Source organism: Alcanivorax sp. NBRC 101098 (assembly GCF_001010505.1).
Classification (GTDB): domain Bacteria; phylum Pseudomonadota; class Gammaproteobacteria; order Pseudomonadales; family Alcanivoracaceae; genus Alcanivorax; species Alcanivorax borkumensis.
The window spans coordinates 2779751-2806241 of the sequence record NZ_AP014613.1 but is presented as its reverse complement, the minus strand read 5'-3'; the positions used below and the strand labels follow the sequence as shown (position 1 = coordinate 2806241).

Below are 26491 nucleotides of genomic sequence, written 5' to 3'. Positions count from 1 at the left end.
TCTCGCAAGTAAATATAAAAAAACCGCTGTCCGGTAACGGCTAGCGGTTTTTTTATATTTTACGATCCTGTTGACGGCAATCTCTGGCGCGGTGTTTGCCTCAGGTGGTTAGCGTCAATCGATGGACGAATTCTCCGGGACCATTTTTTCACTCTTACCGTCCAGATCCGGGTTGTAAAGGTCTAGGGGTTGTTCTGGTGCCAGCCAGTTATTCACCGCAGCGAGGTCTCCCTGCTGCAGGTCTCCGGTGGTGGATTTCAGGGTCAACGAGTTGATGATGTAGTCGTAGCGGGCATTGGCGTAATCACGTTCGGCGGCGAACAGGGCGCGCTGAGCATTGAGCACGTCGACCACATTACGGGTGCCCACTTCATAACCGGACTGGGTAGCATCCAGAGCAGAGCGAGTGGAGCGGATAGCCTGCTGGCGAGCCTTGATGCGCAGGGCGTCCGCTTCCACGGTGCGGTAAGCGCTACGGGTCTGTTGGACGATATCGCGTACGGCTTGATCGTATTGGTAATCTGCCGCATCTGCTCGCAGGTAGGCTTCTTTGCGGCGGCTGTTCAGGCCGCCCCCCTGGAACAGAGGCATGCTAACTTCAATGCCGATCTGTTTGGTTTCAGTATCGTAGAGTGAGCTGCTGCTTAAGCTGCCGGTTGACGATGAACTGTCTGGAGAGAGGTGGGAATGCTGATATTGTCCCACTAGTTGAACCTGAGGCAGCATGGTGCCCAGCTGACGTTTGGCCGTGTTTTCGGTTAGCTCGGTATTGTAGAGCGCGGCCAGCACTTGTGGATTTTGTGCTTTGGCTTTTTCAATCCAGTCGTTCATGTCCGTGGGCTGCGGGCCCTCCATGGGCAGTTCATTGCGCAGCTCTAGCAGGGTTGCCCATTTTTGGCCGGTGAGTGTTTCCAGCTGGTCACGGGCAATCTCGTATTGCTGGCGGGCGACAATCAGGTTGACCTGGGTCAGGTCGTAGGTTGCTTGCGCTTCCTCCACGTCGGTGGCCGGTACTAGGCCCACATCAAACCGCTCTTGGGTCTGTTCCAATTGGCGACCGATGGCCTTCTCTTCAGCTTTTGCCGATACCCAGTTGTCCCAGGCGCGCAGTACGCCGAAGTAGCCCTGAGCTACTCGTAGCACAAAGTCTTGGCGAGCTTGTTCGAAGTTAGCCTGCGCGATATCGGTGCTGGACTGTGCCTCTTTGTAGCCATACCAGGCATCAACACGGAACAGGGGCTGCGTTAGGGTGAACGTGCTGATTTCGCTGCCATAGTTTTGTTCGTCGGCTGCGGCGGGCGGCGCATCTTCGATTTTTTGTTCGGTGTCGTAGCGTCCGTAGCTGGCGGAGACATTCGGAAACAGGGCGGCACGGCCTTGTACCATCAGCTCTTGGTCGGCATTCCAGTTCATCCGGGCAGAGCGCCAGGTACCATCGTAACTCCAGGCGGCGTTAGCGACTTGAGTGAGATCAGCGGCCTGTACGGCGCTGGCCAGTGAGGTAAGAAGAAGAACTAGGGACGTTGCCGGACTACGCTTCATTCTGGTGCACTCTTATTGTATGTCTGGTTGGTCATTATGGTACTGGCAAGTACAGAAAATTAACACTGCCTGTTTGGGCCAGTTCCGCGGTTGTTTGGCTGCTGGGCGCTGACGTATAGTGTCGCAATTCCTGAATTTCCTTTATTTTAGCCTCTGGAGGCCGACGTGCCAGACGATCAGCGCCCCATCGCCAACGCCATTGACGAATCTTGTCAGCCTATCGCCGGTTCACGAAAAATCTATGTCACGGGGTCGCGCCCGGATATTCGTGTGCCCATGCGGGAAATCCAGCAGCATCCGACCCCTTTGGCGGACGGAAAGTTCGAGGATAACCCACCGCTGTCGGTTTATGATACCTCTGGTCCTTATACCGACCCGGATACCTATATCGACATCCGTAAAGGGCTGAACCCAATTCGGGATGCCTGGATTGCTGAGCGTGATGACACCGAACAGCTGGCCGGGTTGACCAGTGAGTATGGTCGCAAGCGAGCCAATGATGTTGCCAAGGCTGGGCTACGCTTTGAGCACACTCGCATTCCTCGTCGCGCCCGTGCGGGCAAGAATGTTACCCAGATGCACTACGCGCGCCAGGGGATCATCACCCCGGAGATGGAATATATCGCCATCCGCGAGAATCAGCGCTTGCGTGAACATCGCGAAGCGGGCCTGCCTGTGAACCAGCATCCCGGCCAGAGTTTTGGTGCGGCGATTCCGGCGGAAATTACGCCGGAATTCGTCCGTGATGAAGTGGCCCGTGGTCGAGCAGTGATTCCGGTGAATATCAACCATCCGGAAATTGAGCCGATGATTATCGGCCGCAACTTTCTCACCAAGATCAACGCCAATATCGGCAACTCGGCGGTGACGTCCTCCATCGAGGAAGAGGTGTCGAAGATGACCTGGGCCACCCGTTGGGGCGGCGACACGGTGATGGACCTGTCCACCGGTGACAACATTCACGAAACCCGCGAGTGGATTCTGCGTAACTCGCCGGTGCCCATCGGTACGGTGCCGATCTATCAGGCGTTAGAAAAGGTTAACGGCGTAGCCGAAGACCTGACGTGGGAAATTTTCCGCGACACCTTAATCGAGCAGGCGGAGCAGGGGGTGAGCTACTTCACCATTCACGCGGGTGTGCTGCTGCGTTATGTGCCGATGACCGCTAATCGCGTTACCGGTATCGTCTCTCGGGGTGGTTCGATTATGGCTAAGTGGTGCCTGGCGCACCATGAAGAAAGCTTCCTCTACACCCATTTCGAAGATATCTGCGAAATCATGAAGGCCTACGACGTGACCTTCAGCCTGGGTGATGGTTTGCGTCCGGGTTCTTTGGCAGATGCCAACGATGAAGCCCAATTCAGCGAACTGCGCACTTTGGGCGAGCTGACCAAAATTGCCTGGAAGCATGATGTGCAGGTGATGATCGAAGGGCCGGGCCATGTGCCCATGCACATGATCAAAGCCAACATGGACGAGCAGCTGAAGCACTGCGGGGAAGCGCCGTTTTACACCCTTGGCCCGCTGACCATTGATATTTCTCCGGGTTATGACCACATTTCCAGTGCCATTGGCGCGGCCATGATCGGTTGGTATGGCACTGCCATGCTGTGCTACGTGACGCCCAAGGAGCACCTAGGGCTGCCGAACCGTGAAGACGTGAAAGAAGGCATCATCGCCTACAAGATTGCAGCCCATGCGGCGGATTTGGCGAAGGGTCACCCGGGAGCCCAGTTGCGCGATAATGCGCTGTCCAAGGCCCGCTTTGAGTTCCGCTGGGAAGACCAGTTCAACCTGGGGCTGGATCCGGATCGTGCCCGCGAGTATCACGATGAGACTCTGCCAAAGCAGGCCCACAAGGTGGCGCATTTCTGTTCCATGTGCGGGCCCAAGTTCTGTTCCATGAAGATCAGCCAAGAAGTCCGCGAGATCTATGGTGACGGCACCGCCCAGGTGGCTCAGGCTGAAGCGGGCATGGAAGAAAAATCCAAGGAGTTTCGAGAGCAGGGCTCCGCGCTATATCATGAGGCCCATGAGTAATCATTCGTTAACACCGCCATTTGGCCCTCAGGACGTGGAAGTGTTGGCGCGGGAGACCCCGTTCCAAGGCTTTTTCCGGGTGGATACCCTGACCCTGCGCCACAAGCACTATAACGGGGGCTGGGGCGAGCCTGTCCGCCGGGAATTGTTTGTGCGCCCACCGGCAGCGGCCGTGTTGCCCTATGATCCGGTGCGTGGCGAGATTTTGCTGGTGGAGCAGTTTCGAGTCGGCGCGCTGGAGTGGCGAGATACCCCTTGGTGCCTGGAGTTGATCGCGGGCATTGCAGACAAGGATGGCGAGAGCGCTGCCGACCTGATTCGTCGCGAAGCGGTGGAAGAGGCGGGGCTGACCTTGGGCACCCTGGAACCGATTGCCGCTTACATGCCCAGCCCGGGTGGTACCAATGAGCGCTTGCAGTTGTTTGTGGGCCATGCGGACTTGGCTGGTGCGGGTGGTATTTTTGGTTGTCCAGACGAAGGTGAAGACATTCGTGCCGTGACAATGAGTGCTGATGACATTCCTGCGTTATTGAATGGTGGCCAGGTAGATAACGCGGCCTCGCTGATTGCCCTGCAATGGTTGCTGTTGAATCGTGCCCGGTTGGATGCGGGTTGGGGAGGTAAGTGAGCCGCCGCGATCGCTACCAGCTGGATTTCCGTGCGCTGATGACTCAGTGCGAGGAAAACTATGCGCGGCTGTTGCCCTTGATGAAAGCGTTGGGGGAGCGTGACAGCATGGCTGTGGAAGTGGGCCATGATCACCATTCCCATACTTTGCAGATGAGCGTGTTGGAGCGTTCCCCCTATACCACTACGGTGCGCCTGGAGGATCAGGAGCTGCTGGCTACGCTGCCGGCGTCCCGCCTTACCGTGCGCATGTACCATGATGCGCGCCTAGCAGAAGTTACCGAAGCTCGACCTTTTCGGCGGGTAAATGCCCGTTATGCCTACCCCAATCGGAACATGCACCAGCGGGACGAGAAAGTGCAGTGGAACCGCTTTTTGGCAGAATGGTTGCGTCACCTACACGATCATGGCCGCGACAGTGGTCAAGCTTGGCGACAACAAGTCACCGGTGGCTGATTGCTTGCATGCTTTTAGTCAATAAACAACCTTTCGTGTCACGCTATGTGGAGAATTGGTAACCAATTCCTGCTCTTGGACATGTGTCCTAGAAAAGTGCCATCATCTTGGTTATAAGTGTCAAGCAGAGCTGTTCCGCGGTGCTGGGGAGTACAGGGAGGAACAGGCAAAAGACATTATATAAATAGTTAAGGGAGCGGGGATCTTGACGCAGCAGTTGCAACCCCTTCGCGTTGTGCAGTTGTCAGACTGCCATTTGTTTGCCGATCCGGAAGGTAAGCTGCTGGGCTTAAATACCCAATTCAGCCTGGACAAGGTGCTGGAACTAATCCGCAAGGAGCAACCCAATCCGGATCTGATTCTGGCCACCGGGGACCTGTCTCAGGATGCTTCCTACGAATCCTACCAACGCTTAGATCGCACTTTGTCGGGTTTTGATGTGCCCGTTTACTGGCTGGAAGGGAATCACGATAAGCCCGCTCCCATGTTGCAGGCGCTGGGTGCCCACCGCGAAAAAATGAGCCCCTGTGTGCTTAACGTGGGTAATTGGACCATCGTCATGCTCGACTCCACCATTCCTGGTGAGGTCCCAGGTGAGTTATTCGACGGGGATCTGTCATTCCTCGATAGTGCTTTGCGTGACGCCACCGGAGACCATCTGATGGTATGTCTGCATCATCACCCGGTACCGATGGAGTGTACTTGGTTGGATGCTCAGGTGGTGGGCAGTGCCGACAAATTTTTCCAAGTCATTGATCGCCATGAGCGAGTGCGTGCCATTATCTGGGGGCATGTGCACCAAGAATATGATAAGCACCGCAACGGCGTGCGGATGATGGCGGTGCCTAGCACCTGTGTGCAGTTCAAACCCAAAAGTGAAGACTTCGCAGTGGATGATGCCAGCCCCGGTTACCGTTGGCTGGACTTGCATCCGAATGGCCAGATCGACACGGCGGTGAGCCGGGTGGAGGGCATTCCCTTCGAGGTAGATTTCACCATCAAAGGGTATTGAGTTTAACGTTGGAAGTTGAAACGTGGGGTTAGGGCAGACCATTTATCGGTCATCTCTTCGCGTTGCAGGGATAATCTGAACAACGGGCACTCAAGAGATACTCTTGAGGATCACGCTCGTGCTTTTTAACTTTGAACTTGCAACTCTTCCCCATCCCGGCACACTTCCGGATAGTGCAGTCATCAGGAAAGATTATGCCGGTCCCCGAAACGTCTCTTATTTATATCCACGGTTTCAATAGCTCACCAGCATCCCATAAAGCCGGGTTGTTGCGATCAGTGTTTGAGCAAGCGGGCTGCCCGGAACGGTTGGTCGTGCCCGCATTGCCGCCTTCGCCAGTGCTGGCCATGGCGGAATTGGATGCAGCCATTGCTGGGGCTGGCCCGGTGGCCCTAGTGGGATCGTCGTTGGGCGGCTTCTACGCCACCTGGCTGGCGGAGCACCATGGTTTGAAGGCTGCAATCGTAAATCCTGCGGTAAGGCCGTGGCGACTACTGGACAAATACACAGGTATCCAGCATAACTACCATACTGGCGAAGCCTATCAGTTCGATCCGGCTTGGCTGGAGCAGTTGCGCCGCTATGAGGTAGCAGAGCTCACCCAGCCGGAAAATCTATTGTTGCTGACCCAGAAGGGTGACGAAACCCTGGACTGGGAAGATGGCTGGGACTATTACGGCGACTGTCACCGTTATTGTGGCTTGGGTGGCAGTCACGGCTTTGATAACTTTGACGCCTTCATTCCGCTGATGCTGCGGTTTTGTGGGATTGAAATACACGCCTGATGCCCGACGCTAGGGGCGGGACATGCGGTAGAGCATGTCTCGCCTCTGGCGCACTGCGTGAGGTGCTGCTGGAAAATCTATGACCAATAACTATACGTCCGAAAATATTGAAGTGTTGTCGGGCTTGGACCCGGTGCGTAAGCGCCCGGGCATGTACACCGATACTTCGCGCCCCAACCACCTTGCCCAGGAAGTGATCGATAACTCGGTGGATGAAGCGCTGGCAGGCCACGCCAAATCGATCAAAGTCACCCTATTCAAAGATGGCGGCGTGGAAGTGGAGGATGATGGTCGCGGCATGCCCGTGGATATGCATCCGGTACAGAAAAAGCCCGGCGTGGAAGTGATTCTGTCCACCCTGCACTCCGGGGGTAAGTTCTCCAATAACAACTACCAGTTTAGTGGCGGTCTGCACGGCGTAGGTGTGTCGGTGGTTAACGCCTTGTCCACTAAGCTGGAAATTCTGGTCAAGCGCGATGGCCAACTGCACCGTATGGAATTCGGTGATGGCGAGAAACGCAGTGATCTGGAAGTAATCGATACGGTTGGTAAGCGCAATACCGGCACCATCTTGCGCTTCTGGCCAGACAGTCAGTATTTCGACTCGCCGAAAATATCGGTGAGCCGTCTCAAACATTTGCTGAGGGCTAAGGCGGTTCTCTGCCCCGGCTTGTTGGTGACGCTGGATAATCAGCAAACCGGTGAGAGCGATGCCTGGCAGTTTGATGATGGCTTGATTGAATATCTACTGGAGTCCAGTACCGGGTGGGAACGGGTTCCTGCGGAGCCGTTTAACGGTGCCATGAGCGCGGAAACAGAAGCGGTGGATTGGGCTGTCACCTGGCTACCTGAAGGCGGCGAACTGGTTCAGGAAGCCTATGTAAACCTGATCCCCACGGCCCAGGGCGGCACCCATGTAAACGGGCTGCGTTCCGGCCTGTTGGAGGCCATGCGCGAGTTCTGTGAATTTAGAAATTTGTTGCCCCGGGGAGTCAAGCTGACGCCGGAAGATATTTGGGACCGGGCGGCCTTCGTGCTTAGCGTGAAAATGCAGGACCCGCAATTCGCCGGGCAAACCAAAGAACGGTTGAGCTCCCGTCAGACCGCGGCGTTTGTTTCCGGGGTGGTAAAAGACGCCTTCTCTCTGTGGCTGAACCAACATACCGATGAGGCCGAGAAGCTGGCGGATCTGTGCATCAATAATGCCCAGAAGCGACTACGGGCCGCCAAAAAAGTCACCCGAAAAAAAGTCACCAGTGGCCCGGCTTTGCCCGGCAAACTGGCAGATTGCACCAGTGATGACCCTTCCCAGAGTGAGATTTTCCTGGTGGAAGGGGATTCGGCGGGCGGCAGTGCCAAGCAGGCCCGAGATCGGGTTTATCAGGCGATTATGCCGCTGCGAGGCAAGATCATGAATACCTGGGAAGTGGATTCCAACGAGGTCTTGGGTAGCCAGGAAATTCACGATATCGCGGTGGCGCTTGGCATCGAGCCGGGCAGTGATGATCTCAGCAGCCTGCGTTACGGCAAGGTGTGTATCCTTGCGGATGCGGACTCTGATGGTTTGCACATTGCCACGCTGATCTGCGCGCTGTTTCTGCGTCATTTCCCCGCATTGGTGAAACAGGGCCATGTATTTGTGGCGATGCCGCCGTTGTATCGCATCGATGTGGGCAAAGAAGTCTATTACGCCCTGGACAAGCAAGAGCGTGATGGCGTGCTGGATCGCATCAAGGCGGAGAAAAAACGCGGCAAGGTCAACGTAACCCGCTTTAAAGGGCTGGGTGAAATGAACCCGTTGCAATTGCGCGAAACCACCATGGCCCGCGATACCCGCCGCCTGGTGCGCTTGGATGTGTCCACCGACGACGGCACTCACCAGCTGATGGACATGCTGCTAAGCAAAAAACGGGCTTCTGATCGCAAGGTTTGGCTGGAAGAAAAAGGCAACCTGGCAGAGATATAGACGCTGACACGCGACACGCCACCGCGCTCTAAGGCTGCATGTGCTGAAAGATGTAAGCATGATGGTTGTGCTGGCTTTTAAATGGGTTCGAACTTAAAAATAGAGCAGCTGACGTGCTGCGTTGATTGCAGAAAGGCAATGCAGAAAATGTGTTGCGTGACGCTATTAGCGTGCAGGCCAGCGAGTATAGCGAGCAAAAATGGCTGACGAATTTGAAAGTTTTCCGTTAAAGGAATACACCGAAAAAGCGTATCTGGATTACTCCATGTACGTGATTCTAGATCGGGCTTTGCCCAATATTGGCGATGGTCTGAAGCCGGTGCAGCGGCGCATTGTTTACGCTATGAGCGAGCTGGGTCTTAAAAATACGGCCAAATACAAAAAATCGGCCCGTACCGTGGGTGATGTATTGGGTAAGTATCACCCCCATGGTGATTCGGCCTGTTACGAAGCCATGGTGTTGATGGCCCAGCCGTTCAGTTATCGCTATCCGCTGGTGGATGGCCAGGGTAATTGGGGCAGCGCAGACGATCCAAAATCTTTTGCTGCCATGCGTTATACCGAGTCCAAATTGGCACCGTATGCGCAAGTGCTATTGTCCGAGTTGGGGCAGGGGACAGTGGAGTGGCTGCCTAATTTTGATGGCACCATGGATGAGCCTAAGTTGTTGCCAGCTCGCTTGCCCAATGTGTTACTCAATGGCACTACGGGTATCGCGGTGGGCATGAGTACCGATATTCCACCGCATAATTTGCGCGAAGTAGCCAATGCCTGCATCCATTTGCTGAAAGATCCCGGCGCCTCGCTGGATGATTTGATGCAATACATTCAGGGCCCGGACTTCCCTACCGAAGCAGAAGTAATCACCCCAATCAACGACATCATTCGCATGTATGCACAGGGCAAAGGCTCTCTCAAGCAGCGCGCGGTGTATGAGCGTGAAGAGGGTGATATTGTGGTGACGGCGCTGCCGTATCAGGTGTCTGGCGCCAAGGTGCTGGAACAAATCGCGGACCAAATGAACAAGAAAAAGCTGCCCATGGTCAGCGATCTGCGTGATGAATCCGACCACGAAAACCCCACCCGACTGGTGATCACGCCGCGCTCTAATCGGGTGGATGTGGAACAGTTGATGAGCCACCTTTTTGCCAGCACTGACCTGGAGAAAAACTACCGGGTTAATCTGAACATGATCGGCATCGATGGCCGCCCCCAGGTGAAAAGCCTGGACATGATTCTCAACGAATGGCTGCAGTTCCGCATGGTGACGGTGCGTCGCCGGTTGCAACACCGCCTCGATAAAGTACTGGAACGTTTGCACATTTTGGAAGGCTTACTGGCAGCATTCCTTAATATCGATGAAGTGATTCACATCATCCGTACCGAGGATGCGCCAAAGCCGGTATTGATGGAGCGCTTTGGTGTCAGTGATCGCCAGGCAGAAGCAATTCTGGAATTGAAGCTGCGCCACCTGGCGAAATTGGAAGAAATGAAAATTCGCGGTGAGCAAGATGAGCTCAACGAAGAACGCGAATACTTGGAAACCACTTTGGGCTCCATGGCGAAAATGAAGAAGCTGGTTGCCAAGGAGTTGAAGGACGACGCCGAGAAATATGGTGATGACCGTCGCTCTCCTTTGGTGGAGCGTGAGGACGCCAAGGCGTTGGATGAAAGCGATCTGCTCAGTGCCGATCCGGTAACGGTAGTGCTCTCGGAAAAAGGCTGGGTGCGAGCCGCTAAAGGCCATGAAGTGGATGTGGAAGGGCTGAGTTACAAGGCTGGTGATAAGTACAAGGCCTGCGCCAAAGGTAAATCTAACCAGGCGGTGTGCTTTATCGATAGCACTGGGCGAACCTATTCTTTGCCCGCACATACTCTACCCAGTGCGCGGGGGCAGGGTGAGCCACTGTCTGGCCGAGTGAGCCCACCCTCCGGTGCCAGCTTTGTGGCAGCAGTGATGGGTAAAGACAAGGACGCGTACTTGATGAGCACCGATGCAGGTTACGGTTTCGTGGTGCGTTATGCGGATTTGTTGGCCAACAAGAAAGCCGGTAAGACGGTACTTAATGTACCTAAAGGTGCGCGGGTCTTGTCGCCACAACCGATTGCCTCAACCACAGATGATTTGATTGCCCTGGTGTCAAACGAAGGCCGGTTGTTGGTATTCCCCGTAAGCGAGTTGCCGGAAATGGTCCGCGGTAAGGGCAACAAGATGATGTCGATTCCCGGCGCCCGCGTGGCGGATCGGGTGGAGTTCGTACAGGATGTTCAAGTAGTTGGGCCGAATGACGCGTTGACCCTCTATGCGGGTAAGCGCCACCTGACCCTGAAAGCCAATGACTTGGAACACTACTATGGTGAGCGGGGGCGCCGTGGCGCGAAGCTGCCCCGTGGTTTCCAGAATGTGGACGCCATGGCCGTGGAGCGTAAGGGCTGATCGTGCGGGTGTAGACGGGATAAGGTCGGAAATGCGATCGGCCTTTTCTCGCTGTGCGCAGGGTATGCTGCTGTGGTGAGTGCTCCCTTAATGGTAAAGGTTCGCCGGGGTAATTTAGCGCGAACGCATAAAGATTAATCGTATTAACGAGGTTTTCGCGACATGCTGACGGGAATTCTTGCCATTGTTCTGTTGTTTCTCAACACAGTGATTTTAATTGGCCCGATGTTGTTGGTGGCACTTTTAAAGCTGGTGCTGCCTGGTGTTGCAACAAAGCGTGCCTGTTCAGCTACGGTCATGTGGATTGCGGAAAGCTGGGCGGAGATTTGTAAGGGGATTTTTACGCTGCTCACACCGACCCACTGGGATATTCGTGGAGCCGAAGCATTGCGCAAGGATACTTCTTACTTGGTGGTCAGCAACCATCAATCCTGGGTGGATATTCCGGCGCTAGTGCAGACCTTCAATCGCAAAACACCGTACTTTAAGTTTTTTCTGAAAAAAGAGCTGATCTGGGTGCCGTTCTTGGGGCTGGCCTTCTGGGCGTTGGATTACCCGTTCATGAAACGCTACAGCAAAGCGTTCCTGAAAAAGAACCCCGCATTGAAAGGGAAAGATTTGGAGATTACCCGGCGAGCCTGTGAGAAGTTCCAGGGTATCCCGGTGACCGTGGTGAATTTCTTGGAAGGCACCCGGTTTACCCCAGCGAAACATGCGGCACAGCAGTCCCCTTATCGTAATCTGCTCAAACCAAAGGCGGGTGGGGTAGCGTTTGTGTTGGCTGCGCTGGGCGATAACCTGGATGCGCTGCTGGATGTGACGGTGGTGTACCCGGATGGCGAGACACCGGGGTTCTGGGATTTGCTCAGTGGCAAGGTGCGAAGGGTCATTGTGGACGTGAGAACCTGCCCGTTAGAGCCGCGCCTGTGGCGTAGTGATTACCAGGAAGATCCAGTGTTTCGTGAAGAAATTCAGCAGTGGGTGAGCGAACTCTGGCAGCAAAAAGATGCGCGCATTGATGCGATTCGTCGCGAGCTCCAAGACGCTCAATAACCGCCAGCGGTGCCATCCGTAGGTGGCGTAGGTGTCAGCCCTCGGCCTGCCTTCGCGTCGGCGCTACCGCCTGATGTCGGGTTACGTCTTTGAGGTTAGCGTGCTCTTGGGTAACGCCGGCTGTCAGTCCGGTTATGCTAGGTTTCATTCGGCTTGCACGCCAAGGGCCGCTCAGGCCCCAGGCGTGGGCGGCTAACGGTTTAGAAACTCAGTGAAATGGCAAGGTAGGGCCCGCCAATATCCAGGTCGGTATCCAGATCATTCACGTCATCGAGCACAATATTCATGCGGCTGTACCCCAGCTCCAGCCCTAACAGATAATCCGAGCGCCAGCCTATCCGAGCGTTATAGTCATTCATTTTGCTGCCATCATAGGCAATGGCGTTTACTTCCCCTCCCACATACAGGCCGGATAGGGGCAGCTTCGCTCGGATGCCGCCATGGAGCATGGGGACGGTTTCATTAATGCTCAGGCTGGTTTCTTCCGTTGGGCCGTCGAGTTGAAGATCGCCGTCCATACGCCGCACGGTGAGGCCAAGGTCGACCTTAATAGCGTTGTTGAGAGGACTGAAATAAAGGGTTCCGTCTACCATTTCCAGGTCGAAATCAGTGGCTACCCGAGTATTGGCAACAAACGTTTGTCCGTTGAATTCAATGTTTCTGCTGATGATACTGCTGGCGCTATCGGATAGATCGATATAACGCAGGCGAACATTGGGCACCAGCGGTACGCTATGTTCCACGCCCAAATAAAGTACGTTTTGGTCCGCCTCATCGAAGCCTAGCTCATCTTGCATACTGATGTCCGATCCTCCAGACGCTACATGGCCTTCCAGTTCGGTGTCCCAAGTATAGCCACCCCCATAAATGGTCAGGCCGGGGGCTGCATGGGCGAAAGGGGCGGTGGTCAATAGCGCGGTTAGGAGTAAGCTGGCACGTTTCATGAAGGAGCCCTCATTATTCTGAATTTGTTCCAGTATTGCAGGTGTGGAGGGTGGCACCAAGTCCATGCGGAGTCTGCTATCATTACGAACATACCGTGTTAATTGTTTGTTAGTGCCTTAAGGTGCTGCCTGAACCGATGATGACCCTATGTTCCTTGATGAAATGCCTGGCAAATTTCGCTACCCGCAGCCGGAAGATGCTGAAGATAAAACGCTGTTGGCCGATATCCAGCGCAAGGGCTGGCACCACTTTGCCGTTTCCGGCGGTGATGGCCTGCCCGGTTATACGTTCAGCGTGGGGCACTTTCTCAATCTGAATCACCCGGAATTGATTGTGGTCGGCCTGAAAGACGCACTGGCCAGCAAATTGTTGGATAGCGCGGCGGTTCGTATTCGTGGGCTGAAAAAACCTTATCAGCCGTACCGCCTGTATAACGACATTGCCGATGGTCTTGAAGTGATGTTCTTGCCGGTGGCTTTTCCGCACTACAAGGAATATCTGGGTTTCGCTAACTGGTTCTACCAGAGCCTGCCGGCACCGTATCCGGCGTTGCAGATGGTCTGGCCAGATCCGAAAGGCGTGTTCCCTTGGCAGCCCGGTTATGATGCGCGTTTTCATCGTGCTCAGCCGTTGCTGGGTAAGGCTCCGGCCTCGCCGCTAGGCCAGCGTTAATAGTCTGTCGACGGCCCTTCCTGAGAGGGGGCATCTGTTTATGGAGAAAGAGAGAGCATCATGGCGAACTCACTGCAGAAGCAATTAATGAAAGCGGGGCTGGCGGACGAGAAAAAAGCCCGCAAGGCCAAGCAGCAGAAGCGCGAGGATGTAAACAAAGCCAAGCGCGGCGAAATCGAGATGGAAGATCCAGCAGATCGTGCCCGCCGCCTGCGCGAGGAAAAGGCCGAGGCAGATCGCCAGCGTGAGGCCCAGCGTAAGGCCGAGCGTGAAAAGAAAGAAATCGCCGCACAGATCAAGCAGATGATCGAGCAAAGTCGGCTAGAGCGAAATGGAGAGGTCGCCTTCCAGTTCGTGCAGGACAAGAAGATAAAAAAAGCCTACGTAACCGGTAACCAGCAGAAGCAATTGGAACGGGGGCAGATCGCCATTGTCGCCTTAGGTGAGAGCTTCGAGTTGGTGCCCACTGTGGTAGCGGAAAAGATTCGTCAACGGGACGAAGCTGCGGTGTTGTTGCTCAATGAGCGTGGCACTGAAACGGTGGACGAAGATGATCCCTATAAGGACTTTCCGATCCCTGACGATTTGATGTGGTAAGGCGTGCTGTACCTGCTACAAGCGACAGTCCAGGGTTCCGCAGATTCCTCCACTCACGTTTTCAACCAAGCAGGCCAGAGCCATGACCGTAACCCCTAAACTGGGCACCCGCCATTCCCTTGAAATCCTAAAGGTCATCCGCAATGGTTTGCTGCTGGATGGTGGCGAGCTGGGCGAGGTGCTGCTGCCGTCGCGGGAAGTGGAAAGCCAGTCTCTGGCTCCCGGGGACAGTGTCATGGTGACGCTGTACAGTGACGGTGAAGCTCGCCCCATGGCGAGCTTGCGGACCCCGAGAATACAGCTTGGGCAGGTGGCGTTATTGAAAGTGGTGTCCACCAGCAAGATCGGTGCGTTTGTCGATTGGGGCATGCCTAAGGATTTGCTGCTGCCGTTTGCCGAACAGAAAGGTCCAGTGCGGGAAGAAAGCTGGGTGTTGGTGATGTTGACCACGGACCGGGAAGGACGACTGATGGTCAGCGCCCAACTGGACCGTTTCCTATCAGATACCTGCCAGGCGTATCAGCAGGGTGATGAGGTGTCGTTGGTAGCGGCGCACAGCACCGATCTGGGTTACAAGGTGGTGGTGGATGATCATGCCTGGGGGATGATTGCGGCCAGCGAGTTACGCGCCCCGCTGCGTCCGGGCCAGCGGGTGACCGGCTATGTGCAGCGTTTGCGTGAGGATCAGAAACTGAGCCTTTCCCTGAATGCGCCGGGGGCGGCCAAGAGTGATGGGCTAACGGAACAGATTCTGGCGGCGCTGGAAAACGCCGGCGGCGAGTTGCCACTGGGTGACAAGAGTTCCCCGGAAGTCATTTTTCAGACCTTCCGTTGCAGCAAGAATGCCTTCAAGCAAGCCATTGGCGGCCTCTACAAGGCCCGCCGGATTGTCATTGAGAAAGAACGTATCTTCTTTCCTGAAGGCGAATAGTGGATAGCGCCCCGGCGTATTCCATCCGGGGCGCTATCCGCGTGACAATCAGAATCGATAGTCCATGTTCAGGCTGTATTTGCGAGCATCTCCGTAGTAACCCCCGTTATAAAACCCCAGGTTATTGAAGTACTTTTCGTCCGTCAGATTGCTCACGTTGGCGCCCACGGACAAGGCGGCGGTGACTTGGTAGCGGGCCATCAAATCCACCAGCGTGTAGCTTTCCTGAACGAACTTGTAGTCGGCGCTGGCCCCGGGGCGGGTTACGAACGCATAGGTTTTGTTCTGCCAAGATACTGCTGTGCCGATAGTCAGGCCGTTCAGGTCACCGCGGAAACGGTACTGGGTGGACAGACGAATCATGTCTTCCGGTGAGGTGGTGTTTAGCTCGTCGCCATCCGGGTCTTCGGTAATGCGGTAGGTGTAGCCTGCCTGTACCTGCCAGCCAGGCAGAATCTCGCCGGCTGCTTCCAGCTCAACGCCATTGGTTTCGGCGCCATCCACGGCGCGGTAGGCCTCGGCGTTGGCTGGCCCGCCGGGAATGGGCTGGCCGGTGGATTCGGCCAGGTTATCCTGATTGATACGAAACACCGCGACGGTGGTGTTTAGACGGCCCTCATTGAGCTCACTCTTCAGGCCGGCTTCGTAACTGTTGCCTTCTTCCGGGGCAAGAATTTGATTGTTGATGTCGCGCACGGTTTGCGGTTGAAAGATGCGGGTGTAGCTGGCGTACACCGAGTGGTGATCGGTTAGGTCATAGACCACCCCCAGGTAGGGAACCACTTCGCCATTTTCCTGATAGGATTCGTCGTCAATCGGGCCTCGCCCGTTAAAGCCTGTGGTTTCTTGTTTCCAGTCCACAACTTGCCCGCCGGCAATAACAGCAAGACGATCAGTGGGTTTGAAGCGGGCGGTGGCGTACAGGCTTGTTTGGCTGCTGCTCTGGTCCTCCACGGTGGTTGGCGCGGCCCAGGCCGGTTTTGGAATGTCGCCATTCCAATTAAGCAGGTCCGGTACCACGTTATTGATACTGACCGGTGACTGGCCGGTGTAATCACTCTCGGCGTCCGAATAACTGGCACCCACCACCAGTTCATGTTGGCGGCCAAACAGTGCGAAGGGCCCGTTGGCGTAGACATCGAAAGTGTCCTGGGTTTTGTCTTCTACATAGCGTCCGGCCCATAGTGTCTTGCCGCTGCCATCGCGATTAAGCTGGCCGCCACCGGCGGAGGCTAGCTGAGCGTCGTAGTTGCTCTGCTGATTATTGTAGGCAAACTTGCTGTACCAGCCGTTTTCGAAATGGTGCTCCAGGTTCAGGAAAATCGTCTGGGTATCCCGGGCCCAACGGCTCCAGTCGGTGGCCGGGTTCAGGTCGCGGTCCAGGTCAGCGATGCCGCCGTCGCTGTAGAACAGCGGGATGCCGCCCCAGGTGGAACCCCTGGGGTCATGATCCATGTAGTCCATGCCTACGGTGAGCAAGGTGTTGTCGAATAGGTCAGCTTCGACCACCCCATAGAAGATCTGTTTTTCGTTTTCGTAGTGATCCAAAAAAGAGTCGCCCTGTTCGTAGGCGCTGACGAAGCGGCCGCGAACCCGGCTATTGTTGGACAGTGATCCGCTGGCATCGAATTCTCCGCGATAACCATCCCAGCTGTTTAGCTCCACACCCACTTGGCCAGTAAAATCACGGGTAGGTTTTTTGCGTACCAGGTTCACGGTGGCAGAGGGCTCGCCAATGCCGTTGAGCAGCCCGCTGGCGCCGCGCAATACTTCGATGCGGTCGTAGATGAACGTATCGGAAAGGACGGCTTGTTTCGCCTGGCCGGCCCGCGTGGAGGGAATGCCGTCATAGAGGAAGTTGGTGATGTCAAAGCCACGGGCAGACAGTTGCAGGCGTTCTGTGTCCAGTATTTTTACGGTCACCCCCGGGGTGCGTCGCATGACATCAGCCACACTGTTGAGGTTGAAGTCGTCCATTTGCTGGCGGGTTATCACGGAAACGGATTGCGGTGTTTCACGGGGTGACAGCACCATGCGGGTCGCGGTATTGGTGGCGTTGGTGCCATATCGATCGGTGCCTTCGGTGGTCATACTGGCATCATGCTTATCCATGCCTCTGGTGCTGACATGGATATCGTCCAGTGTATGTGCCTCGCTATCGGTTATGGTGTCGGAATATGCCGCGCCGGATGCCAGCATAAGGCTGGCCAGGGTGGAAAAACGCAAATCAAACATGGTTCCCCCAGTAATGAATAGTATGCAGTAGCGATGCACGCAGGGTATGCGGACATCGGGAAGGTGATAGCTGGGGGGGGCCTGGCGAGAATCACTTAATGTAAATGATAATGGTTTACATTTTTAAATCAAAGTAGCCATGGAGCTATCTGTGAGGCCGGGACGATGATTATGCTGTAGGCGCTGTAGCGGCGGAGATAAGCGCAGAAGCCCTGCCACAAAGTGATGGCCCTCGCCTTTTTGCATGGGTAAGGTTTGCCATACTATTCCTCTCTGAATAGAGATGATTGACGATAATTAAGGAGTAACTATGAACGCTTTCCGTTTTGGCCTGATGGGGGCCTCTTTGTGTTTGGTTTTGAGTGCGCCGGCCCAGGCGTTTGACCTGAAGTCCATAACTGATTCGGCTAACAAGGCAGTGAGTGACGCCTCTGACAAGGCTTCCTCCAGCGTGAATCAGGCCAATGAAGCTGCCACCGGTGCCATGGATAGCGCCAACAGTCAGCTGGCAGTGACCGGTGAAGCCAAGGCATTAGTGGACTCTCTCTCAACCGACCTAGGCGTCACGCAGCAACAGGCGGCAGGCGGTGCCGGTGCCTTGCTGGCTATGGCCCAGAGCAACCTGTCAGATGATCAGTTCAGCGGCATCATGAACAAGGTGCCGGGTTTGGATTCGCTGCTGGGTAGTGGTGGTGGCGTGGCGTCTTCCATGCTGGGTAATATTTCGTCCCTGCAGGGCGTATCCACAGCCTTTAGCGCCCTAGGTCTGAGCCCGGAAATGATCTCCCAGTTCGCACCGAAAATTCTCGGCTTTCTGGATGGGGAAGGCGTTGGCGCCACTGCCTTGAACAGCCTGAAAGGTGTGTGGGGTGTGGCAGGTTAAGGTGTGATTGAGCGGCGCCTTATGCCGTATTGACGGGCTGTTGGCAGGCAGGGTGGGGACTTTCGCCTTGTCTGCGTTGTTGAGTAATTCATGGATTCATTGTCACAGGCCGTGTTGGGCGCCTCTGTGGGCGGCGCCGTTCTTTCCCGGCCTCTGGGTCGCTGGGCTTTACTCGGTGGTGCACTGCTGGGGACCTTGCCCGATCTGGATGTGTTGATTGACTACGGCGATGCGGTGGTTAATTTCACTGAACATCGCGGCTTCAGTCATTCCCTGTTGGTGTTGCTGCCCGTCTCTTTTTTACTGGCCGTTTGCCTCGCTCGCTGGCAGACGCGGATTTCCCTATGGCGTTGGTGGTTATTCACCGGCTTGTGCCTGATAACCCATCCGTTGCTGGATACATTCACTACCTATGGCACGCAACTATTCTGGCCCCTAGGTGACCCGGTGGCCATTAGTAGTGTCTTCATTATCGATCCGTTTTATACCTTGCCGCTGCTGATTGGCGTGCTGTGGACGATAGCAAAACCGTCGTCGTCACGGGTGCTGATCGGCGGCTTGGTGCTGTCCTCGTTGTATCTGGTCTGGAGCCTGGTTGCCCAGTATGCGATGACCCAGCGAGTCATGCCGGCCCTGGCTGAACGCGGACTTTCAGAGGCGCCACGATTAGTGCAGCCAATGCCGTTCTCCACTTTGCTGTGGCGGATCACCGTGCTGGGTGAGCAACAGAGGCTAGAAATTCTCACCGGCCTTCTCGATCAGGATGTGCCGTTGCAGGTGGAATCATTTCCCCGCGATGCGTCACGGTTGGCAGCGATTGAGGCGCTTCCCGCGGGGCAAGCTCTATTGCACTTTACCCGAGGTTTTGTGGCGGTAGAGGTGCATGGTGATGAGCTGCTGGCCACGGATATTCGTCTTGGGCTACCTGGGCTGCATCCATTCCAGTTTGTTTTGGCTACCCGCCAAGGGGCAGAGTGGCAGCCCTTAATGGCCACCCGCCGGGTACTTCGACCGATGACACATCCGCAGGCCTGGCCGGCACTGTTGTCTCGCACCCTGTCGCGTCCGCCGGGGTTGTGTTTGTCTACCTTGTCAGCGGCGGTGGATGGTCGCGGTTGCCGTTAATCCCACAGTAAAGGCGCTCATGGATGCGGCTGTAACGGTTTCTTTCGTCGCTGGTGATGGTGGCAGAGCCATTCAACCCGGGCATTATCGGGGTTAGTCCCAGCCAGCAAGAACCAGTTTCCCCACTGTGTTGCCAGACTCCAGCCGCCGGTGGGCTTCTTTCAGGTTGGCGGCATTAATGGTGCCCAGGCCTTCGCTGACGGTGGTCTGGACTGTGCCTTGATCCACTAGTTCGCTGAGCCGGGAAAGGATGTCGCCTTGATGCTGCATGTCGGTAGCGAACATGGCGCGGGTGAACATGAATTCCCAGCTGAAGCGCGCACTCTTGGCCTTAAGGGGGTTCAGGTCGAGAGGCGCACGGGCGTCGACGATAGCGCAGATGCCTCCCAGCGGTGCGACGGCTTGGCAGGCAGTGGCCCAATAGTCGTCCAGATTTTGGGTAATGAAGATGCCGTCAATCTGCGGGTAACCAATGGCGTCCAGCTGCGCTAGTAATGGCTTGCGGTAGTCCACAATATGATGAGCGCCGAGGCTTTGACACCAGTTGGCAGAGGTTTCGCGACCCGCAGTGGTGATCACCTTAAGACCAAAATAGTGGGCGGCTAGCTGGATAGCGATGGACCCCACTCCTCCTGCGCCACCGATCACCAGCACACTTTTCCCCTCACACTCTCCGGCTCGAAAACCGAGCTGATCTTCCAGGGCCTCCCAGGCGGTTAGTGTGGTGAGGGGGAGTGCAGCCGCTTCTTGCATGCCCAGGCTATTCGGTTTTTTTGCCACTAGCCGTTCATCAACACACTGGTACTGGGCATTGCTGCCCTGGCGTTGCACGGCGCCGGCATACCAGACCCGGTCGCCGACGTTGAAGTTTTCCACTTCCTCGCCCACCGCTTCCACCACGCCGGCAGCATCAAACCCCAGTACCCGGTAATCGGGCTGCTCCAGGGGGCGTTGGCGAAGCTTGGTATCAATGGGGTTGACCGAGATAGCGTGTACGGCCACCAGTAGGTCCCGGGGGGCGGGCGAGGGAAGGTCCAGCTGGATGTCCTCCAGGGCGTGTACATCTTCTATGGCTCTGGGCCGATTGAATCCAATGGCTTTCATTCTGGCTCCCTCGTGGATCGCTAACGTATTCTTTCAAATGCTGTTCACAATGATTAAGCATACTTGGCTGCGCAGACTATGCCACAGTATGGATTGATCGTCTGGTAGCAGGCCATTCCTGCGCTTCGGGATAGTGAAAGGGAGAGCACAATGAAGTTTGCAGAATACCGCCAGTTTGATGCCATCGGGCTTGCCGAGCTGGTGGCGCGGGGGGAGGTCACGGCAATGGAATTGCTGGAGCTGGCGATTGCCCGTGCCGATGCGGTGAACCCGCAATTAAATGGTTTGATTATTCCATTGTATGACATGGCCCGAAAACGCGCCGCGGGGCCATTGAGCGGACCGTTGGCGGGTGTGCCCATGCTGGTAAAAGATCTTTTTCAGGAAATCGGCGGTGCGCCCAACTATCAGGGCAATAAAGCGCGCAAGGCTCGTGATGTCCATGCGCAAAGAGATTCTACCCTGGTGGCACGCTGGAAACAGGGCGGGCTGGTACCATTCGGCCGCACCAATACCCCGGAGTTTGGCGCCAAGGGCGTTACCGAGCCGGATTCGTTCGGGCCGGCGCGTAATCCCTGGAACGTAGATCACACTCCCGGTGGTTCGTCCGGGGGCTCGGCGGCTATGGTGGCTGCAGGTGTGGTACCGGTGGCCGGCGCTAATGATGGTGGCGGTAGTATCCGGATTCCCGCTGCCTGTTGTGGTCTGTTCGGGCTCAAGCCGGGCCGTGGGCGCACCCCCTGGGGGCCCGAATTCACTGAGGCCATGCATGGAATAGCGGTAAACCACGCGCTGACCCGCAGCGTGCGTGACAGTGCGTTGCTGTTGGATATTACCCAGGGTGACGAGCGCGGTAGTCTGTTTCAGATTGCTCCGCCGGAGCAAGCTTACGCCCTGTCTGCGGCTAGCCGCCCCGGCAAGCTGCGTATCGGTTTTTCTACTCGCTCGCCGCTAGGCACCGATGTGGATTCGGAGGCGATCCGGGCGGTGGAGAAAACCGTGGCGTTGTTACGGGACTTGGGCCACGAAGTGGAAGAGGCTGAGCCACAGATGGACGCCAAACAGATGTGCATGGATTGGCTATCGGTTTGGTTTGGCCAGTGTGCTGCCGAGGTGGATGAGGTGAAAACTATGACCGGTTGCGGTGATGAGGGCTTTGAGCTGGATACCTTGGCCATTGCCGCTTTTGGCCGTGCTACCCCGGCCCATGAATATGTGAAGTGCCAGACCCGTTGGCAGTTATACATGATCGCCATGGATACCTTCTTGGAGCAGTACGATTTCTGGTTGACCCCTACTCTGGCGTCCCCCCCTGTCGGTATCGGCGCTATGGCGACACCGCCGTGGCAGCAGACCGCTCTGAAGGTGTTGCTCAAGGTCGGCGGGGAAAAGCTGTTAATGAAGACCGGCATGATTGAGCAGGTGGCCATAGAGAACTTCAAATACATGCCGTTCACCCAGTTTGCCAATGTCATTGGTGTGCCTGCCATGTCGGTGCCACTGCACTGGTGTGATTCTTCTTCAGGAAACGTGGGCCTGCCGCTGGGTTCCCAGTTTGTTGGTGGCCATGGGGATGAAGGCAAGCTGCTGGCGCTGGCGGCGCAACTGGAAGAGGCGGCTCCGTGGTTCAATAAGGTGCCGATGTAATGCCCTGTCGGAACGTATCGCAAGAGATGGTTCGCAAGGTTCCCGAATGTTGCTCTCCTCGTTGGTCAACAATCAGAGGAAAGCTTACAAACATCACGAAATAAATATTGTTCGCATTTGATAATGGTTATTGTTTAGGGAATACTCTCCCCCGTTTTGATTGATATGGCAATACGGGGGTAGAGGATGAAGCGGTCTTTGGGAATGCCAATTCTGGTAGGTGTTGTGGCTAACGGCTTAGCTATGCCGGCGGTTGCGCAAGAGAATACGGTCCATGAACTGGGTGCGGTCACGGTAGTTTCTGCCGCTGGTTTCGAGCAGAAAATTACCGATGCCCCAGCCAGTATTTCGGTAATTAGCCAACAGGAACTGCATAGCCGGCCTTTCACCTCCGTGGTGGATGCGGTGCGTGAGCTGGAAGGGGTCGACGTGGGGGAAACCCGTGACAAGACGGGCCAGTCCACTATCTCCATGCGCGGCATGGGGGCGGACTATACGCTAATCCTCATTGATGGCCGCCGGCAAAATAACCACGGTGATATCTACCCCAACAATTTTGGCGGCAACCAGTTTAATCATATGCCGCCGCTAGAAGCCATTGAGCGCATCGAAGTTATCCGTGGGCCGTCGTCCACTCTTTATGGTGCGGATGCCATTGGTGGGGTGATTAATATCATCACCAAAAAAGAGTATGAAAAATGGGGCGGCAGCATCAACGTGAGTCGCACTATTCAGGAATATGACCAGTACGGTGATGCGACCTCAACGGATTTCTCCGTGTCTGGCCCGTTGGGCGATCAGTTTGGCCTGGCGTTGCGAGGCAGTCTCTACGACCAGGATGCATCTAGCCCGGAATACGATCCGGTGACCGATCCTAGTGGGGTACTTCAGGAGCGAGAACTGGGTTTCGGCAGTGGTGGTCGTACTGTAGACAATGAGGACACGGCTCTGGGTTTCACTTTGAGATGGACCCCCACGGATAATCAGCGTATCTCGCTCGATTATGATGATTCCGTGCAAACCTACGACAACTCAGAGAGCCAGTTGGGTACCCATGATAGCGCTGACCGCCTACCTCGGGCGGGCTATGCACAAGACCAGGAATTCACCCGTGAGCAAATAGCGCTGACTCACGAGGGCGAGTGGGGCTTTGGTTTGAGCAATGTTTCGTTGACCTATTTGTCCACCAATAATGAAGGGCGCACCTTGCCACTAACCGCGGATGAGCGTCAGCAATATGACGATATCGTTGCGACCAATGCGGATTGTGTTGCGGATGCCGGCAGTGACGCCTGCCTTGCCGTGCTAGGCTCCACTTTCTTACCACGCCCGGAGCGGACTTTGGAAAGCAGCGAGCTGCGCCTGGACGGTAAGCTGGACCTGCCCATCAATGATCAGCACTTTGTGGTGGTAGGTACCCAGATTCTTCGCGGTGAGTTGGAAGATGGCGTGTTCGGCCTAGAGAGTGGTGACGCGGGCAAGGTGTTTGAGAATAATTTCTGGGCGCTGTATGCCGAAGATAACTGGACGCCGGTGGAGCCGTTTACGCTGACAGCGGGTGTGCGTTACGACAACCATGAAACCTTTGGCGATCAGATTAGCCCGCGCCTCTATGGTGTTTATACGCTTTCACCAAGCTGGACAGTGAAAGGCGGTGTCAGCACGGGCTATAAGACCCCCAAAACCACTGACTTATACGACGGCATTACCGGCTTTGGCGGGCAGGGCACACGCCCCTGGGTGGGCAACCCGGATTTGGAGCCGGAAACCAGCGTCAATTCTGAAATCGCTCTTTATTGGGAAAGTCCGAACCGACATAGCGCTAACCTGACGGTGTTCCATAACGACTTTAAAGACAAGATTGTTCGCCAAGACAGCGCGTTGTGTTCAGCCACTGGTGGACAAACGCCCTGTGTGGACCTAGGGGACTATGACACGGTGGGCGGTATTGTTACCCAGCCAATGAATGTGGATGAAGCGGTGATTCAAGGTGTGGAAGTGGCAGGGCGCTACCAGATCTCTCCGCGTTGGTCGCTACGTGCCAATTACACCTATATCGACAGTGAACAGAAAAGCGGGGAAGAGAAAGGCTACCCCCTCACCGGTACAGCACGGCATATGTTTAACGGCACACTGGATTGGCAAACCACCCAGGCGTTTGCCATGTTTCTGACGGTAGAAGGGCGCCAAGATCGCTTCCGGGGCTTTGGCAGTACAGATGCCAGCGGTGGTGAATACTGGAAGGACTATGAGATTTATCACCTTGGTGCCCGTTTGGCGCTCAACAAATCTGTTACCTTGCATGCCCGGATTAACAACCTGCTGGATGAAGACTTTACTTCCTATGATGTGGGCTTCGTGGATGACGGTAGCGGTGGCTATGATGTGGAGTACTACGATGACTACAACAATAAGGATGCCCGTCGTAACTTCTGGGTGGGTCTGCAAGCGACCTTCTAAGTGATGTTCCGAAAACTGGGCTGCACTCAAGTGTCGTCGTGAGATTGAAAATAAAACGGCATGGTGAAGGAATTCGCCATGCCGTTTTACTATTGCGCGACAGCCTCTCTCTTGGAAGCTGGAGACTAATACTCCCGTTACAAAACGGCAGCTGCCTGGGCTGCCGGAGAGCGTGCCAGATAATCTAGGGCCTGTTGAGTATCGCCTTCATTGATTGGGTGAAACCGCGGCGATACCCAACGCAGGGTGGCGTTGAATAAGAAACTAAAGGTGGGCACGTTTTGTGTTTTCTGGCCGACTTGCTGCAGTTGAATGAGGAGCTGAGGAAGCAGCTTGCGAGCTAACTTACGGGTTTCTTTATCTGGGTCTTGACCTGCCAGGCTCCTGCCGCCTTCCGCAATGAAATAAATGAACAAGGGGAATACCAGTGCCATTAATGCCTGGCGGCTGACGTAAAAGCCTAGTTGAGTCTTGCACAGATGTTCAAACAGGTCGTAGGCAACAGTGCGGTGCTCTACTTCTTCGGCCAAGTGCCACTTGAATAGGTCGACCATGGTGGCGTCGCCGTTTTGTTCCCAGCTTTCGTTATCCATGGCCCATTGGCCAAGCACACCAGTGAAGTGCTCGATGGCGGCGATGATGCCAACACGCAATACCAGCCAGTTTTTTTTCAGGGGCTTGCGCTGTAGCAGTGTTAAACCGAAGGGCGCATCTGCCAAAGCCGTTCCAAACAACCATTCCACTTTATTCAGGAAGGGCGCCACACGTAAGCCATGACGCTCAAGATACATCTGCGCTTTGCTGTGGGCACGCGAGTGCACGGCTTCCTGACGAATAAAGCCTTCTACATCTGCTCGAAGTTGATCGTCTTTAATTAAAGGAAGCGCCTGGTTATAAACTCGGCAGAACCACAGCTCACCTTCCGGTAGTAACAAGTGAATACCGTTGATGATATGGGTAGAGAACGGGTCATCGCGCAGCCAATGCAGCGGTGTATCGTCAAAATCGAATTGCACCCGCCGAGCTTTAATTTGATGGCGAACAGCGTTGTTCATGATGTCCGGTCTCCGTGAGAGTGTATAACTGTGTACCGACATAATTACCGTGGGTAGGCACGACCAATTGTACCGGCCAGCCTGCTTCGTGTTTTTTGGATTGATTCGCTTGTGCCCAGCGTTAGCTCGATACAGCTGCATTCCCCATTTTCCGTCATCGCCGATAGTGTAGGCATTCTAAGCGCCTTGGCTGTGAACGGTGGTGGTCATATGGGCTCCCAAAACAGGACGGGGCCGTATCTAGACGACGTCAAGTTGGGAATGTATCCGTGGCCAGTGTAACGGTCAATATGCGCCTTATGACACAAGAATGAATGCTTGGCGGGGAAAGACGCTGGAAGGTGGGCTGGTGCGAAATGAAGGGGTGAGAAAATAGAAACGGCGACCCGTAGGCCGCCGTTAGTAAGGTTGGAGCAGTGGATCAGGGATTAATTACTGATCGTTGCGTTTGGGGCGCTGTCAGGCGCACCTTTTACAGAATGAACCTTGTTTATCTTTACGATGCTACGGCCATCGTCATGGTCCACTTCGCCGGTAAAGGAAAGTCGGGTGCCGGCTTTCAGCGGACGTTCTGCAGTGAGATCTTCATCTAACTCGATCTCGACTTGGCCTTTGATGTCGCGCAGCAAATAACGCTCATCACCGAGTGCCTGAACTACTTCACCTTCCATGCGCACCTCAGTACCTTCCTTGATGCCCTGAGTGATCGCTGCGCTGTCAGTGGTAATGGTCTCGCCAGCGGTAACGGTGGCGGTAGCACCCAATAGTATTGATGCAAGAATCAATTTCTTCATGAATCATCCTCCTTGGTAGATGTCTCACTAAGTTAGTGGCGGATAAGGGGGGATCGTTCCCGGTGTTTGTAAAAGTTCAGTTAAAGCATGCTATGGGTGGGGGGGGGATAAGCTGTCACACAGGG

General features: G+C 55.4%; 21 protein-coding genes. 15 read left to right on the top strand and 6 right to left on the bottom strand.

The window, feature by feature from the left end; translation table 11 throughout:
- Positions 1-114 precede the first annotated feature (114 nt).
- Entirely contained in the window at positions 115-1542 is a 1428-nt protein-coding gene (locus AS19_RS12710; protein ID WP_046962171.1) for a TolC family outer membrane protein, read from the bottom strand.
- A 165-nt stretch (positions 1543-1707) separates the two neighbouring features.
- Here AS19_RS12710 and thiC point away from each other — a divergent pair, with 165 nt between their 5' ends.
- The 8 genes from thiC to AS19_RS12670 all read left to right on the top strand — a co-directional run bounded on the left by thiC (position 1708) and on the right by AS19_RS12670 (position 11918).
- Positions 1708-3582, top strand: a complete 1875-nt coding sequence (gene thiC / locus AS19_RS12705) for a phosphomethylpyrimidine synthase ThiC (protein ID WP_011589771.1) — start codon at positions 1708-1710, stop codon at positions 3580-3582.
- On the top strand, positions 3575-4210 hold the full coding sequence (locus AS19_RS12700; protein WP_035460053.1) for an NUDIX domain-containing protein: 636 nt from the start codon (positions 3575-3577) through the stop codon (positions 4208-4210). The genes thiC and AS19_RS12700 overlap by 8 nt, the downstream gene beginning before the upstream one ends.
- On the top strand, positions 4207-4665 hold the full coding sequence (locus AS19_RS12695; RefSeq protein WP_011589769.1) for a DUF1249 domain-containing protein: 459 nt from the start codon (positions 4207-4209) through the stop codon (positions 4663-4665). The genes AS19_RS12700 and AS19_RS12695 overlap by 4 nt, the downstream gene beginning before the upstream one ends.
- Before the next feature lie 205 nt (positions 4666-4870).
- Positions 4871-5677 (top strand): 3',5'-cyclic-AMP phosphodiesterase, encoded by an 807-nt coding sequence (gene cpdA, locus AS19_RS12690; RefSeq protein WP_011589768.1) that lies wholly within the window; start codon positions 4871-4873, stop codon positions 5675-5677.
- Positions 5678-5871: 194 nt separating this feature from the next.
- Positions 5872-6462 carry a YqiA/YcfP family alpha/beta fold hydrolase gene (locus tag AS19_RS12685; protein ID WP_046962170.1) on the top strand — a complete coding sequence of 197 codons (591 nt, stop codon included), beginning with the start codon at positions 5872-5874 and terminating at the stop codon, positions 6460-6462.
- 79 nt (positions 6463-6541) lie between these two features.
- Positions 6542-8428 carry a DNA topoisomerase IV subunit B gene (gene parE, locus AS19_RS12680; protein ID WP_011589766.1) on the top strand — a complete coding sequence of 629 codons (1887 nt, stop codon included), beginning with the start codon at positions 6542-6544 and terminating at the stop codon, positions 8426-8428.
- A 199-nt stretch (positions 8429-8627) separates the two neighbouring features.
- Complete coding sequence (gene parC / locus AS19_RS12675; protein WP_046962169.1) at positions 8628-10865, top strand: DNA topoisomerase IV subunit A; 2238 nt, start codon at positions 8628-8630, stop codon at positions 10863-10865.
- Between the two features lie 162 nt (positions 10866-11027).
- Positions 11028-11918 (top strand): acyltransferase, encoded by an 891-nt coding sequence (locus AS19_RS12670; protein WP_011589764.1) that lies wholly within the window; start codon positions 11028-11030, stop codon positions 11916-11918.
- 200 nt (positions 11919-12118) lie between these two features.
- On the opposite strand, the gene AS19_RS12665 is transcribed toward AS19_RS12670, so the two are convergent.
- On the bottom strand, positions 12119-12862 hold the full coding sequence (locus AS19_RS12665; protein ID WP_035460162.1) for a TIGR04219 family outer membrane beta-barrel protein: 744 nt from the start codon (positions 12860-12862) through the stop codon (positions 12119-12121).
- 148 nt (positions 12863-13010) lie between these two features.
- Here AS19_RS12665 and AS19_RS12660 point away from each other — a divergent pair, with 148 nt between their 5' ends.
- The 3 genes from AS19_RS12660 (at position 13011) to AS19_RS12650 (ending at position 15063) form a co-directional block, all read left to right on the top strand.
- A complete protein-coding gene (locus AS19_RS12660) occupies positions 13011-13535 on the top strand; it encodes a DUF4262 domain-containing protein (RefSeq protein ID WP_011589762.1) in 525 nt (174 codons plus the stop codon).
- 60 nt (positions 13536-13595) lie between these two features.
- Positions 13596-14132 carry a DUF2058 domain-containing protein gene (locus AS19_RS12655; protein WP_011589761.1) on the top strand — a complete coding sequence of 179 codons (537 nt, stop codon included), beginning with the start codon at positions 13596-13598 and terminating at the stop codon, positions 14130-14132.
- A gap of 82 nt (positions 14133-14214) precedes the next feature.
- A complete protein-coding gene (locus AS19_RS12650; protein ID WP_046962168.1) occupies positions 14215-15063 on the top strand; it encodes a S1 RNA-binding domain-containing protein in 849 nt (282 codons plus the stop codon).
- 48 nt (positions 15064-15111) lie between these two features.
- Here AS19_RS12650 and AS19_RS12645 read toward each other — a convergent pair whose 3' ends face one another.
- Positions 15112-17298, bottom strand: a complete 2187-nt coding sequence (locus tag AS19_RS12645) for a TonB-dependent siderophore receptor (protein ID WP_046962167.1) — start codon at positions 17296-17298, stop codon at positions 15112-15114.
- Positions 17299-17608: 310 nt separating this feature from the next.
- Between AS19_RS12645 and AS19_RS12640 the strand changes: the two genes are divergently transcribed.
- Positions 17609-18181, top strand: coding sequence for a DUF2780 domain-containing protein (locus AS19_RS12640; protein WP_011589757.1), 573 nt, complete (start codon positions 17609-17611; stop codon positions 18179-18181).
- Positions 18182-18271: 90 nt separating this feature from the next.
- On the top strand, positions 18272-19306 hold the full coding sequence (locus AS19_RS12635; RefSeq protein WP_011589756.1) for a metal-dependent hydrolase: 1035 nt from the start codon (positions 18272-18274) through the stop codon (positions 19304-19306).
- Between the two features lie 93 nt (positions 19307-19399).
- On the opposite strand, the gene AS19_RS12630 is transcribed toward AS19_RS12635, so the two are convergent.
- A complete protein-coding gene (locus AS19_RS12630) occupies positions 19400-20410 on the bottom strand; it encodes a zinc-binding alcohol dehydrogenase family protein (RefSeq protein WP_046962166.1) in 1011 nt (336 codons plus the stop codon).
- A gap of 150 nt (positions 20411-20560) precedes the next feature.
- On the opposite strand from AS19_RS12630, the gene AS19_RS12625 reads away from it, so the two are divergent.
- Together AS19_RS12625 and AS19_RS12620 are read left to right on the top strand one after the other, a co-directional pair.
- Positions 20561-22057, top strand: coding sequence for an amidase (locus AS19_RS12625; RefSeq protein ID WP_011589754.1), 1497 nt, complete (start codon positions 20561-20563; stop codon positions 22055-22057).
- A 204-nt stretch (positions 22058-22261) separates the two neighbouring features.
- Positions 22262-24517 (top strand): TonB-dependent receptor domain-containing protein, encoded by a 2256-nt coding sequence (locus AS19_RS12620; RefSeq protein ID WP_231860857.1) that lies wholly within the window; start codon positions 22262-22264, stop codon positions 24515-24517.
- A 137-nt stretch (positions 24518-24654) separates the two neighbouring features.
- Here the strand turns inward: AS19_RS12620 and AS19_RS12615 are convergent, their stop codons facing one another.
- Both AS19_RS12615 and AS19_RS12610 read right to left on the bottom strand, forming a co-directional pair.
- Positions 24655-25572 carry a metal-dependent hydrolase gene (locus tag AS19_RS12615; protein WP_046962164.1) on the bottom strand — a complete coding sequence of 306 codons (918 nt, stop codon included), beginning with the start codon at positions 25570-25572 and terminating at the stop codon, positions 24655-24657.
- Between the two features lie 428 nt (positions 25573-26000).
- Entirely contained in the window at positions 26001-26366 is a 366-nt protein-coding gene (locus tag AS19_RS12610; protein ID WP_011589751.1) for a NirD/YgiW/YdeI family stress tolerance protein, read from the bottom strand.
- Positions 26367-26491 lie beyond the last annotated feature (125 nt).

What these genes read in the sequence shown, in the direction of transcription:
- AS19_RS12710 (WP_046962171.1), bottom strand. Translation starts at nt 1,542, where the DNA reads ATGAAGCGTAGTCCGGCAACGTCCCTAGTTCTTCTTCTTACCTCACTG.
- AS19_RS12640 (WP_011589757.1), top strand. Translation starts at nt 17,609, where the DNA reads ATGAACGCTTTCCGTTTTGGCCTGATGGGGGCCTCTTTGTGTTTGGTT.
- AS19_RS12615 (WP_046962164.1), bottom strand. Translation starts at nt 25,572, where the DNA reads ATGAACAACGCTGTTCGCCATCAAATTAAAGCTCGGCGGGTGCAATTC.
- AS19_RS12630 (WP_046962166.1), bottom strand. Translation starts at nt 20,410, where the DNA reads ATGAAAGCCATTGGATTCAATCGGCCCAGAGCCATAGAAGATGTACAC.
- AS19_RS12700 (WP_035460053.1), top strand. Translation starts at nt 3,575, where the DNA reads ATGAGTAATCATTCGTTAACACCGCCATTTGGCCCTCAGGACGTGGAA.
- AS19_RS12665 (WP_035460162.1), bottom strand. Translation starts at nt 12,862, where the DNA reads ATGAAACGTGCCAGCTTACTCCTAACCGCGCTATTGACCACCGCCCCT.
- parE (WP_011589766.1), top strand. Translation starts at nt 6,542, where the DNA reads ATGACCAATAACTATACGTCCGAAAATATTGAAGTGTTGTCGGGCTTG.
- AS19_RS12670 (WP_011589764.1), top strand. Translation starts at nt 11,028, where the DNA reads ATGCTGACGGGAATTCTTGCCATTGTTCTGTTGTTTCTCAACACAGTG.
- AS19_RS12635 (WP_011589756.1), top strand. Translation starts at nt 18,272, where the DNA reads ATGGATTCATTGTCACAGGCCGTGTTGGGCGCCTCTGTGGGCGGCGCC.
- AS19_RS12655 (WP_011589761.1), top strand. Translation starts at nt 13,596, where the DNA reads ATGGCGAACTCACTGCAGAAGCAATTAATGAAAGCGGGGCTGGCGGAC.
- AS19_RS12650 (WP_046962168.1), top strand. Translation starts at nt 14,215, where the DNA reads ATGACCGTAACCCCTAAACTGGGCACCCGCCATTCCCTTGAAATCCTA.
- AS19_RS12625 (WP_011589754.1), top strand. Translation starts at nt 20,561, where the DNA reads ATGAAGTTTGCAGAATACCGCCAGTTTGATGCCATCGGGCTTGCCGAG.
- AS19_RS12685 (WP_046962170.1), top strand. Translation starts at nt 5,872, where the DNA reads ATGCCGGTCCCCGAAACGTCTCTTATTTATATCCACGGTTTCAATAGC.
- AS19_RS12610 (WP_011589751.1), bottom strand. Translation starts at nt 26,366, where the DNA reads ATGAAGAAATTGATTCTTGCATCAATACTATTGGGTGCTACCGCCACC.
- AS19_RS12645 (WP_046962167.1), bottom strand. Translation starts at nt 17,298, where the DNA reads ATGTTTGATTTGCGTTTTTCCACCCTGGCCAGCCTTATGCTGGCATCC.
- parC (WP_046962169.1), top strand. Translation starts at nt 8,628, where the DNA reads ATGGCTGACGAATTTGAAAGTTTTCCGTTAAAGGAATACACCGAAAAA.
- AS19_RS12620 (WP_231860857.1), top strand. Translation starts at nt 22,262, where the DNA reads ATGCCAATTCTGGTAGGTGTTGTGGCTAACGGCTTAGCTATGCCGGCG.
- AS19_RS12660 (WP_011589762.1), top strand. Translation starts at nt 13,011, where the DNA reads ATGTTCCTTGATGAAATGCCTGGCAAATTTCGCTACCCGCAGCCGGAA.